At 40.6% G+C, this 12814-nt stretch carries 10 protein-coding genes; 1 reads left to right on the top strand and 9 read right to left on the bottom strand.

Going from position 1 to position 12814, the window contains the following annotated elements; genetic code table 11:
* Positions 1-87: 87 nt before the first annotated feature.
* On the bottom strand, positions 88-2316 hold the full coding sequence (locus P20439_RS15980) for an EAL domain-containing protein (protein WP_008468351.1): 2229 nt from the start codon (positions 2314-2316) through the stop codon (positions 88-90).
* Between the two features lie 203 nt (positions 2317-2519).
* Complete coding sequence (gene miaE / locus P20439_RS15975; protein ID WP_008111058.1) at positions 2520-3290, bottom strand: tRNA isopentenyl-2-thiomethyl-A-37 hydroxylase MiaE; 771 nt, start codon at positions 3288-3290, stop codon at positions 2520-2522.
* Between the two features lie 197 nt (positions 3291-3487).
* Here miaE and P20439_RS15970 point away from each other — a divergent pair, with 197 nt between their 5' ends.
* A complete protein-coding gene (locus P20439_RS15970; RefSeq protein ID WP_008468350.1) occupies positions 3488-4087 on the top strand; it encodes a Yip1 family protein in 600 nt (199 codons plus the stop codon).
* Between the two features lie 87 nt (positions 4088-4174).
* On the opposite strand, the gene purF is transcribed toward P20439_RS15970, so the two are convergent.
* The 7 genes from purF to P20439_RS15935 form a co-directional block, all read right to left on the bottom strand.
* Positions 4175-5701 carry an amidophosphoribosyltransferase gene (gene purF, locus P20439_RS15965; RefSeq protein ID WP_008468349.1) on the bottom strand — a complete coding sequence of 509 codons (1527 nt, stop codon included), beginning with the start codon at positions 5699-5701 and terminating at the stop codon, positions 4175-4177.
* Positions 5702-5719: 18 nt separating this feature from the next.
* Positions 5720-6214 (bottom strand): CvpA family protein, encoded by a 495-nt coding sequence (locus P20439_RS15960; protein ID WP_008468348.1) that lies wholly within the window; start codon positions 6212-6214, stop codon positions 5720-5722.
* 229 nt (positions 6215-6443) lie between these two features.
* Entirely contained in the window at positions 6444-7070 is a 627-nt protein-coding gene (locus tag P20439_RS15955; protein ID WP_008468347.1) for an SPOR domain-containing protein, read from the bottom strand.
* 11 nt (positions 7071-7081) lie between these two features.
* A complete protein-coding gene (gene folC, locus P20439_RS15950; RefSeq protein WP_008468346.1) occupies positions 7082-8347 on the bottom strand; it encodes a bifunctional tetrahydrofolate synthase/dihydrofolate synthase in 1266 nt (421 codons plus the stop codon).
* Positions 8348-8372: 25 nt separating this feature from the next.
* On the bottom strand, positions 8373-9248 hold the full coding sequence (gene accD / locus P20439_RS15945) for an acetyl-CoA carboxylase, carboxyltransferase subunit beta (RefSeq protein WP_008468345.1): 876 nt from the start codon (positions 9246-9248) through the stop codon (positions 8373-8375).
* A 162-nt stretch (positions 9249-9410) separates the two neighbouring features.
* A complete protein-coding gene (gene truA, locus P20439_RS15940; RefSeq protein WP_008468339.1) occupies positions 9411-10205 on the bottom strand; it encodes a tRNA pseudouridine(38-40) synthase TruA in 795 nt (264 codons plus the stop codon).
* A gap of 166 nt (positions 10206-10371) precedes the next feature.
* Positions 10372-12814: FimV/HubP family polar landmark protein (locus tag P20439_RS15935; RefSeq protein WP_036934465.1), on the bottom strand; the 2443-nt coding region annotated here is incomplete at its 5' end.

The raw sequence follows: 12814 nt of genomic DNA, 5'->3' as shown, positions 1-12814 counted from the left end.
AGCCAACCAATAAATAAAGTAATAAATAAACTAAATAGCGATTTAACTAGCACACTTTTTTTTGAACCAATTGGCAAACCATTAACACTATTCATTTTTTATCACTTCATACTGCTTTAACCACACGAACAGCTCTTTTAAAAATAAAGGTTTAGAAAAATAATACCCTTGTGCTGTTGCACAGCCTTGTTGCTGTAACCACTTTGCCTCAAATTCATTCTCAACCCCTTCAGCAATCACCGAAAAATTAAATTGCTTTGCCAAAGACAGTATCATTTTAATCATGTACTGATTGTTGTCATTAAATTCAAGATCACAGACAAAGTAGCGATCTATTTTTATCGACGTAGACGGTATTTCATTAATGTGAGCCAACGATGAGTAACCAGTACCAAAATCATCAATACTGACTTTAATACCTAAATCAATAAACCGTTCAAGTGCTTCTTTAATTAGGCTGTAATTACTAATAGCTTGTGTTTCGGTCACCTCAAGCTCAAGCATAGAGGGCGAAATATCGTACTCTTCAATTTTAGTTTTTATCTGCTCAAAATAACTTGGCTCAACTAAGTCATAAGACGATGCATTAAACGCAACGGGTAAGTTGTAGCCTTGCTTTTTAAGTTGGTTAATCACTTCGAGTATTTTCTCAAAAATCACATGGTCTAGTTCATTAATTAATCCGGCTGTTTCAGCTAACTCTATAAATTCATCAGGGCGTACAAAGCTGCCATCAGCTCTTTGCCACCTAGCGAGCGCTTCAAAACCTGCAGGTTTCAAGGTTGATAGGTTCATTTTGGGTTGGAACGCCACCTCTAAACTTTTATTACCTATAGCCGTTCTAAGCTCAGCCATTAGCTCGTAGCGCCGAGTAATTTGATCTGTTTTTTCCTCGGTATGCTGAATATACTTAGTTTGGTTTACCTGTGAAGAGTTCAGACTCGACTCTGCCAGGCTAATCACTTTTTCCGGAGAGAGGTTTAAAGCTGCACTTAATTTTAATTCTAAAATACGCACATCAATGTATTGTTTTACCTGCTCGATTTCGAATTTTTGCTTATTTTGAAAGCAACTAATAGCCTCTGAAATATCAAAATCAACATTGACTAACATGCCAAATGCTCTGCTACTAACTAATGCTATGCGAGGGTCATACCTAGCAAAGGTACCAACAATACTTTGGTGCACTAGCTTCATTAATTTATTACAAAATTCATGACCAAAGGTAAATGCTTTTTCGTCAAACTGATAGATATCAAAAATGACTAATCGCGTTTTTAACCGCTCCTGCGCATTCATGTTTTTTATTTCACGGGTTAGCCAGTTACGGTTTTGTAAATTAAGTGATACGTCGGTATAGGCAAGCTCGGTTAAGCGATTTAATAACGAAATATTAGCAAACCCCGTACTCACGTTTTCACTAAATACCTTAAGTAAATATTCGTATTGCTCACTAATCGGGTTATCTGATTTTACAATGGTGATGTAATCAGCGCCTTGGTTATCTAGCGTTTCGAAAAAAAACACACTGTGGTTTTTTGAGAATATATGGCGACGCTCTTTAATCGCTTGTTTAAAGTCTTGTAGCATTTCTGCGGGCAGGCTAGTTTCTACTGGCTGCCCTTTAGTGCCACTAAAACAACCATGAGTAGAGAGTATTAAGCATTCAGACTTGGATCCTGCATTACTCGAACAAAAAATACCGCCCCCTTCGGTTATTTTTAAAATATTACTAATTTCTTTAAGCACAGCATAAGAAAAAGAGGCCATATCGTGCTTGCCGTTAATACTTCTAGATGCATCAAGCACCAGCTGTAAACCTTGCTTCGCTGATCTGATTTGTGAAATATATTCCCAAGTGCGCATGTTACTATTAACAATGGATTGCAGCTTCTCGGCAGATAGGTCTGATTTATTCCAGTACTCATCGATATCGAGCATTTTCATGATATCGCTCTCTGGTGCAAAGCCAGGTTGCCCTGTTAACAGCACAATACGCATTTCTGCGTTACCGATGACCTCTCGAATAGTATTTACTAAACGCAGGCCTGAGTCATCTTCCTCCATCACCACATCTATAAAGATAAGTGCAATATCAGGGTGCATGCTCAGCGCTAAAGCAGCCTCTGGCACAGAATTAGCTGTTAACAACTCATATTTATAACCATCCTTGGCTTTTAGCTCTTTTAAGCTGTTAACTAACGCGTTTTGATAATCAAGATCATCCTCAACGGTTAATATTTTCCATACTTTCAGATCTGTATCTGCTTGCTCTTCTTCAGCTGCAAATACAAATAATCCCTCTTTATTTTGCATATCTTCTCACCCAATAATAAATAAGGTATGGCTCTTTTATTAAAATGATTTCAAAGCCATAGGTAAAATTCTTAAATAAATTAGTAGTTATTTCAATATTAGAAGAGGGTATTGGATGTGTCTAATTTAAACACAACGTTTAATTAGAAGGTAACTGCTACAGCTAATTACTTGACCGTAGCAGCTTCAGGTGAAAAAACGGGTTATTGGCAAACAGTAACGGGCACGCCACTGTGAAATTTAAAGTCTTCATCGTCTGATGTAATTAGTTGCGCTTCTATTTCAGCAAATTCTTTTACTCGCTCGGTAATATCAAAATCAGCAATGTCTTGAGCAAGGGTTAAGTAGTCTTGATAGTGGCGAGCCTCTGAGCGTAACAATGAAATATAAAAGTCACCTAAGCGTTTATCTACATGCGGGGCAAGCGCAGCAAAACGCTCACACGAGCGTGCCTCTATGTAAGCACCTACAATAAGTTTATCAACTAAGGCGTTGGGTTCAAACGTTTTAACATTACGCAGCATACCTTTGGCGTAACGACATGGGGTTATACTTTTATATTCAACACCGTATTCATCCATAATTTCCAACACTTGATAAAAATGATGCAACTCTTCTTTTATTAACATCACCATTTTATCAATTAAGTCTTGGCCATAAGGTGAGTTAGATTTAGGAATAATAGACTTTGTCAGTTTATTTTTAGCCGCTAAATCGCGCCAATTCCCTTCACGTTTATAAATAAGCGTTTCAAATGGTTTTAGCCACTCAAGCAGTGCATCACTGCTGTCTTTATCTACTGCATACTTACGAATTAAAAACATCGCACTTTGCGCTGCTTTTAGCTCACAAATTAAGTGATCAATTAATATGATGGGTAAGTTTGCTTTTTTGATTGCTTGCTCAACCCACTCATCGGGGGTGCTGCATAATAAAAAGTTATTAATGGGTTCTAAAAGTTGGCTATGTGGCACGCTGACTTCTCATTGCTAAAATTGCGATGCGGCATTTTAACATGAAATATTACGCTGAATAAAATAAACACACACCCTTATTACAAGCTCATGGTTAACTTGACTTTGTATACTTACTGAACCATAACTAAAAGGACTGTATAAAAACAAACCAATTATAACCAAACAGTAATTTATCCTTTTATGGAGAGCACGCAATGATACTAAATCACCTATGGGGCTTATACGCCCACCCACTCGAAGAATGGCAAACAATTGATAACCGTCACGAAAGCTTAACCTATAGCTTATCGCATATTTTACTTATCGCTTTATTTCCCTCTGCAATGGGATACTACTCATCGGTTTACTTAGGCTGGAGTATCGGCACAGGTAACCTGGTATTTTTAACCCATGAAAGCGCACTGATGATTGGCGCAGCCATGTATGTTGCTTTAATTGGTGGTGTATTTGCTCTAGCCTATTTAGCGCATTGGATGGCAGTTACTTTTGGCGCTAAACCAACCTTTACCCAAACTATTGAGCTGGCAGCGTATACCGCAACACCGGTGTTTATGTCGGCATTGGCAGCCTTTTGGCCTGAGCTGTGGTTTGTGGTGTGTGTTGGATTAGTGGCGCTCGCTTACTCAGTTTATTTACTGTATACCGGCGTCCCTATTTTGATGCACATTCCACAGGAGCGTGGCTTTATTTACGCAAGCTCTGTTGTAACCTGTGGACTAATTTTGCTGGTTATTATTTTAGCACTTACCGCGATGCTATGGACCAACGGCATTATCAGCCCCATGTTTACTTAAATATTCCTTTTCTATAGACGCAAAAAAGGAGCTTAACAGCTCCTTTTTTATTGGCCTTGATAGTGCTATCAGGCTGACATTACTTTATTAATCAGATTCGTTTTCATCTTGATTATGTATTTCTAAACCAGATGACATCGCGTTTTCGCGGGTGCTCTTAGCTGAGTCATTACGTAACTTGTCTATACGGTTTAAGTAATCTTGATCAACGTCGCCAGTAATATATTGACCATCAAACACTGACGTTTCAAACTTAGTGATTTCAGGATTTTCTTGGCTAACTGCGGCAATTAAATCGCTTAATGATTGAAAGATTAAACCATCAGAGCTAATGCTTTGGTTAATATCTTCTACTTCACGACCGTGTGCAATGAGTTCAGCCGCCGATGGCATATCTATACCGTATACATTTGGGAAGCGTATTTCCGGTGCCGCTGACGCAAAGTAAACATTTTTAGCACCAGACTCACGGGCCATTTCAACGATTTGCGCTGAGGTGGTACCACGTACAATTGAGTCATCAACAAGTAGAACATTTTTACCTTTAAACTCACGGTCAATCGCATTGAGTTTTTGACGTACTGATTTTTTACGTAGCTCTTGGCCAGGCATAATAAACGTACGGCCAATGTAGCGGTTTTTAACAAAGCCTTGGCGGTAAGGTAAGTCAAGCACGCGTGCCATTTCTAAAGCGATATCACACGAAGTCTCTGGGATAGGAATAACGACATCAATGTCTTTATCTGCCCACTCACGGGCTACTTTCTCGCCTAATTTAGTCCCCATATTTACACGTGCTGCATAAACCGACATACGGTCAATGGTTGAGTCCGGACGCGCAAAGTAAACAAATTCAAAAATACACGGTGAGTAAGACACTTTATCCGCACAGGTAAAAGAATGAAACTCGCCTTTTTCCGTCACATAAATTGCTTCGCCTGGTGCAACATCACGAATAAACTCAAAGCCATCTGGCTTTAGCGCCACACTTTCTGAGGCAAACATGTATTCAGTACCCGCAGCAGATTCACGTTTACCAAATACTAAAGGACGAATACCATTTGGATCGCGAAACGCCACAATACCATGGCCGATAATCATGGCAATAGTGGCATAACCACCCGTCACTTTATTGTTAACTTCAGTAACCGCTGTAAAAATATCTTCAGGGTCTAGTTTAAGTTTGTCTGGCTTACTTAGCTCATGTGCCATGATGTTAAGTAAAATTTCAGAATCAGAAGTAGTATTAACATGGCGACGTGCCTCTGAAAATAACTGTTCTTTTAACGACTCTGCATTGGTTAAGTTACCATTATGAGCAAGTGCTATACCAAAAGGAGAGTTCACGTAAAACGGCTGAGCCTCTGACGAGCTTGAAGAACCCGCCGTTGGGTAGCGCACATGGCCGATGCCAATGTTGCCTTGCAAACGTTTCATATGACGAGTGTGAAATACATCTTTCACTAGGCCATTTGCTTTGCGCAAGCTAAATGTATTGTTCTCAATAGTTATGATACCCGCAGCATCTTGGCCACGGTGTTGCAAAACGGTTAAGCCATCATAAATCGCCTGATTAACTGGCGATGTTCCGACTATTCCAACGATACCACACATGTAATTTATCCTCGCCGATTAACGGTTTACTGAATTTAAAAAGCTCGAGTTGTTTTCTAGGTACGAAAAGAACCATTCAACTACAAAGCCAAATTCTGGAATCAAAATAGAGTTGCCCCACCAATGCGTATTTGGCGCACCAGTAAAAGCATCAAGAAAGAAGAGTAACGCGCTCACGACCAACACGCCTCGAAGAGCACCAAACACCACACCAAAAACACGGTCTGTGCCGGATAATCCGGTTCGCTGTACAAGCTCACCTAAAATATAGTTTAGTAAACCGCCTAACAATAGCGTCGCAAAGAATAATATGGCAATGGCCGCCGCATTTCTTAAAAGGGGTTCAGAAATGGATGTTAGGAAGGAAGCTAAATATTGATAAAATAAGCTGGAGATGATGAAAGCCCCTGCCCATACCGCTAATGACATAGCTTCTTTAACAAAGCCGCGTATTAAACCGATGATGGTAGAGAGTGCAATAATGCCAAGAATGGCGTAATCAACCCAGATCATAAGAACCAATTAGTCGCTAATTTTGGGCGCATTCTATACCTAAACCTCCTAGTGATGCAAGTTTAAGCGAGAGATTACAGGCGAGTAAAAACATGCTGTTTTTAGATAAAAAATAGCATGAAATATACAGGCTAAAAGTAGGTGGAGATCTAGTCTTAACTTATGGAGTATAAGTTACGTAAATATGCAATATTAAGTTATGAGCACACTCACCTATTAGCGACTAAGTTTATTTTGCCACTTCAAATTGAGTGACTTTACCGTTTAGCTTAGTTAGCTCTTTAAGCGCAGGAAGCTGAGACTGCAGCTCTTGTTTACTTAACGACGGCCCTACAAATACTTTAGTCAACGTACCATTTGGCGTTTTAATTGGCCTAGTAAAGCTTTTAAAGCCTTGCGTTTTTAGCTTGGCCTGCAACGCTTTTACATTAGCCGCATGCGAAAAACTGCCTAGCTGAATGACATACGCCATACTTGTTAAATTTTCATTAGTATTACGCATAACATCATCTTGCCCAGCGGTTACTGTACTTTGCTTTGTATCGGCTATGACCGCTTCAACCATTGCAGGCTGTGCGCTAACGTCTGTTTCAGCGGAGTTGTTTTGTTGCTCAAATGCAGCATCATCAGGCTGAATATTTTCAATTTCATCCTCTTTTAATGGTTCTGCATTTGCCACTTGCTGATCAATTGATTCTTGCAAATCAATGGTCTTGAACTCAGAGCGTTCTGGAATCGCTTTAAAGCCTTCTTTATAGTGCACTTTTTCACCATCGAGTATATTGGGGATAAACACAATTGCTGCGATCACCACAATACTTGTTCCGACTAAGCGATTAATAAAACCTGAGTTCACCGACATCCTCTCTATTTTTTAAAGTAATGAATAGCGCCAGCCACAGTAAAAAATGATCCAAACACAATTAATAGTGTATTACTTGGCTGGTTTGGCAAAATAGCATCCAATGCTACCTCTACGTTGCTATAACCCTGTTTAAAATGACTATTGGGTATGCTTGAAAGCGCCTGTTGTAGGTTAGTGGCACTATCGCCACGCGGGCCACCTAAACTCGCCAACGACCATTCATCTACTACATCAGCCACTTCTTTAAGCACACCGACTTTATCTTTATCAGCAAGCATAGCGGCTAATGCATGAATTTTAAAGCCTTTATCTTTATAGCTTGCTAACTTAGTTGCTAAATAGCGTGCAGATTCAGGGTTATGTGCCACATCGGTATACACTAATGGCGACTCACTTAATTGTTGAAAGCGCCCTTCTACCACTAAGTTGGCTATACACTGAGTTATTACTTCATCTGTTGGTAATAAATTTAACACCGATAAGGTCGTTAATGCGGTAGCCACATTTTGACATGGAATGGCCGGTTTAGGTAACTCGAGTTTATGTTCTTTAAATTGCCAACTAAAACTCTGCGCATACTCTTTAAAAATAAAGTCACTGCCCGATAGCAGCATATTAGCGTTAATTTCTTTGCCATAATCGGTCATTGTATGCGGAATATTTAAATCCCCAATAATTGCCGGGGTACTCTCTCTAAAAATTCCCGCCTTGTCATAAGCCACCAGCTCACGGGTATCGCCTAAGTATTCTTTATGATCTAAATCGATGGTGGTGATCACGCTAGCAAAAGGGGTAACAATATTGGTCGCGTCAAAACGCCCGCCTAAACCTACCTCTAACAGTACGTAATCAACCTCTAAACGCTTGAATATTGCTAACGCGCCTAAGGTGCCATATTCGAAATAGGTTAATGGTGTGTCACCACGCCCTTGCTCTAGCAAATTAAACGCATCGACATGATATTGATCGTCAAGCTCTGCGCCATTAACGCGTACACGTTCGTTGTAGCGAACTAAATGAGGTGAAGCATAAGTGCCAACACAATAACCCTGGGCTAATAATAATGACTCTAAACAACGAGCTGTTGTTCCTTTGCCATTGGTGCCTGCAATAAGAATGATTTTACTTGAGGAAGTTAAAAGCCCTATGTTGTTAGCAACACGAGCAACGCGTTCTAAGCCCATTTCTATATTAGCTGGGTGAACACTCTCTAAATAACAAAGCCAATCATCAAGGCTTGATGATTGGCTAGGAATTGTTTTTGTCATAGCATGTAATCAGTAAAGCTGAAATTTACGCTACTCTATGCTCTTGTTCCGTAGAAGGCAAGTTCATAAATTTTGCTAGGATACGTGCTAGCGTATCGCGCATTTCTCGACGGTCAATAATCATGTCGATTGCGCCATGCTCTAATAAAAACTCACTGCGCTGGAAACCCTCTGGTAGTGTTTCACGCACGGTTTGTTCAATAACACGCGGACCGGCGAATCCAATCAAAGCTTTAGGCTCTGCAACATTAATATCACCAAGCATTGCTAATGATGCTGATACACCACCCATTGTTGGGTCGGTCATAACAGAAATAAACGGTAAGCCTTTTTCGGTCATTTTAGCCAGTGCAGCACTGGTTTTAGCCATTTGCATAAGTGACATAAGGGCTTCTTGCATACGTGCACCGCCCGATGCAGAAAAACAAATTAGCGGCATATTATGCTCTAAACATTGGTCAACCGCGTCAACAAAACGAGCCCCTACAACCGATGCCATTGAGCCACCCATAAATGAGAATTCAAATGCAACAGCAGCAACTGGAATACCCTTTAGGTTTCCTTTCATTGCAACAAGTGCGTCTTTTTCGCCACTTGATTTTTGAGCTGCATTAATACGATCTGAGTATTTTTTAGAGTCTCTAAATTTAAGCACATCTTTAGGTTCGTGTTGAGCGCCTAACTCTTGGCGGTCACCGTCATCTAAAAACTGTTCAAGACGTTTACGACCACTAACACGCATATGATGATCGCACTTAGGGCATACATTCAGTGACTTTTCTAATTCTGCTTTATATAAAATTGAATCACATGACGTACATTTAGCCCATACACCTTCTGGAATTTCTTTACGACCTGAAGATTTAGTCGTTTTTGGTAAGATTTTTTCTAGCCAACTCATTTGCAACTCTCTTAATGCTGTTCTGTGTCGCGAGTCTACATGTTAACCATGCAAACAAATTTTTCCAATTAAAACATGAATTACGCTGTCACGGTATAAAAAACTGGTCTTAGTAGTTAGCCCTATGAATAACAGCGTCTAAAAATAACACCTATTTAGCTATTAAATCTCGGTATCGGCTAAAAACAACGGCCCCAGCGGCGTTCTAGGAATGTTAAAATGTTCTGGGTAATCAACATCTACTAAATATAGACCCGCCGCTTTTGCTGTAGCGCTTGCTTTAGCACGCTCTTTAACATCTAACAGCTCTTTTAACCAAATGGGTTCATGTTTATGTAAACCGATATCCATTAAACAACCGGTAATATTACGTACCATATGATGTAAAAATGCATTGGCTTTAATATCAATAATGACATAAGCACCTTGGCGCTGTACCGATAAATGCTGAATCGTTCGCGTTGCCGTATTGGCTTGGCAGTGAAGCGCCCTAAACGAGGTGAAATCGTGCTCACCTATTAAATATTGGCAAGCCTGCTGCATTTTCACTTCATCTAATGGATGATGGAAATGAGTAACACCTTCATTTAATACCGCACCACGAAATGCGTAATTATAAATAACATAACGATAACGACGGGCAGTTGCACTAAAGCGTGCATGAAAGTCTTCAACCACAGGCTGTGCAAAACGAATAGCTATATCTTTAGGTAATAAGGTGTTCATGCCTAATGTAAAGGCCACCATTTCGCGCTCAGCATGGGTGTCAAAATGTACCACTTGACCCGTACCATGCACCCCGGCGTCGGTACGCCCCGCACATACAATTTCAACTGGATGATTACAAATGCGCGACAACGCTTTTTCTACTTCTTGTTGTACGCTATTTACATGTGATTGACGCTGCCAACCACTGTAACGCGCGCCATTGTATTCTACTCCAAGTGCTACTCGCATAATAACTGCTTTACCTACTGTGCTAATCGACGCTGCATTTTATGCTATATGGCGTTCCAATAAAAGCAGCGAACCAAGGTTCCTAACTTTGCAATACAAAAAACCCGCTATTAGTGTTACTTATGGCGGGTTTTTCAGCTAAGTTATTTTCGAATATATCTAATTATTAACTTTTAAGCCTAGCCTTTAAACTTTGTGCTTCTTCTTGCACATCGTCTGGGCCGTTATTAATTATCTCATCTAAGATTTTAATTGCTGAGTCAGCATCATCAATCTCAATATACGCATGGGCAAGATCAAGCTTGGCTGAGTAACCACCGCTTTGGGTATCTACATCCATAGGATTATCACCAGCGAGTAATGAATCGTAGTCACCCAAACCAACATCCATATCAACGTCGGTGTAAGGTTCGTGATCTATATCCGCTTCATCGCTTTGCTCTAACAAGGCATCGATATCAACAAAGTCATCTTGTTCTAAAGCTTCAGTAACTTCAGGTTGCTCAATGGGTGCTGGCGACGATGGTGCTTTATCATCAGCTAAGTCTTCGTTGAGTAAACTATTAAAATCAACATCAAACTCACTGCTATCGCTTAAATCAACATCATCAGGCTCTGCCAGCTCATTCAGTAATGCATCAAAATCTGTTTGCGTTAAATCAGCCATGAACTCATCATCTAGTTCATCATCTGAAATCACTTCTGATTCTAATGGTGCTAACGTTTGGGTTAAATCCGCTTCACGATCAGCGTTAGTTTGCTGATCGGTAAATTCAGCTGACTCTGCGAATTCATCAAGTTGATCATCATCAAAATCATCATTAGTGCTAACAGCTTGCTCATCTGCAGCTTGTTCAGTCAGCTCTTCAGGCTCTGAAACTTCATTATCTAGAGCTTGCTCTAAGTTTGACTCTGAAAACTCATTATCAAGTAACAGCTCATCATCAAAATCATCTTCTAAGCTATCGAGGTCATTGCCTGCTGATAATGCATTAGCGAGATCTTGCTCAGCCTGACTAGGTGACATACCTGTGGCATCGCCGTCTAAATTATCACCTTGTAGCTCTTCTGGAGTTAGTGATTGTTGCTCTTCATCAGATAAAGGCAGTTCATCATCAAGTTCTAACTCAGGGTACTCCTCAAGTTCTTCACTTGGGGTGACTATTTCTGGCTCATAAAGCTCATCGTCATCTGTTGATAAATCATTACTTTGGATATCGCCAGCAAGCGGATCATCGCCTAAATCAATTTCCTCTTCATCAAGCTCATCGTTTAAGTCATCCATTGACCAGTCAGGTACGTGTTCATCCTCATCGCCTGTTTGCTCAAGCTCACTTAAAAGATCATCAACACTTTTGAAGTTTTCATCATTGTATTCGTCAAGCGCATCTTCGGGGTCGAGTAAAGTAGAAGACGTATCGGTAAAATCATCTTCTGATCCAACATCAGGCTCTGCTTCAAGTTCTGGCTCTACTTCAAGCTCAGGCTCTGCTTCAAGTTCATGCTCTGCTTCAAGTTCAGGCTCTGCTTCAAGTTCTGGTTCAACTTCAAGTTCTGGTTCAACTTCAAGCTCTACTTCAAGCTCTGGTTCTACTTCAAGCTCTGGCTCTGCTTCAAGTTCTGGCTCTGCTTCAAGCTCTGGCTCTGCTTCAAGCTCTGGCTCTACTTCAAGCTCTGGTTCTACTTCAAGTTCTGGCTCTGCTTCAAGCTCTGGTTCTACTTCAAGTTCTGGCTCAGCTTCAAGCTCTGGTTCAACTTCAAGTTCTGGTTCTGATTGCTCATCTAATCCATCAATCGACCAATCAGGCGCTTCGACATAATCATCACTTGTTTGTTCTAACTCGCTCAGTAGATCATCTACGCTTTCAAGGTTTTCATCATTGTACTCATCAAGCGCATCTTCTGTGTCGAGTAAAGTCGATGAGGTATCTGAAAAATCATCTTCTAAGCCATCTACTGCGTCTTGATCAGCTGCAACTTCTGGCTCAGCTTCAACTTCTGGCTCAGCTTCAAGTTCTGGCTCAGCTTCAATTTTAGGCTCTACTTCAATTTCAGGTTCTGCTGCAACTTCTGGCTCATCTGCAACTTCTGGCTCGGCTTCAATTTCAGACTCAGCTGCAACTTCTGGCTCAGCTGCAACTTCTGGCTCATCTGCAACTTCCGGATCAGCTTCAATTTCAGGTTCTGCTGCAACTTCTGGATCAGCTTCAATTTCAGGTTCTGCTGCAACTTCTGGCTCAGCTTCAATTTCTGGCTCAGCTGCAACTTCTGGCTCAGCTTCAACTTCCGGCTCGGCTGCAACTTCTGGCTCAGCTTCAAGCTCTGGCTCAGCAAAAGATGAAGCAATAGATTCTATATCTTCACTATTTAATTCTTCTTGCGCGTCAGTTAAATCTTCTATTGAGTCTGCCAATGCATGATCTATTTCAGAGTCATGAACATCAGTTTCAGGTTGCTCTGCATCAAGTAAATCATCAATATCAAACTCGTCGTCTTCTTCAACTAAGCTGTCAATATCAGGCTCTTCGCTTTGAGCTTCAGCCGCTGGTTGCTCAGCGTCGAGTAAATCGTCTATATCAAATTCGTCGTCTTCTTCAACTAGGCTATCG

Source organism: Pseudoalteromonas sp. BSi20439, from assembly GCF_000241165.1.
GTDB lineage: Bacteria > Pseudomonadota > Gammaproteobacteria > Enterobacterales > Alteromonadaceae > Pseudoalteromonas.
This window is presented reverse-complemented; position numbering and strand designations above follow the sequence as displayed.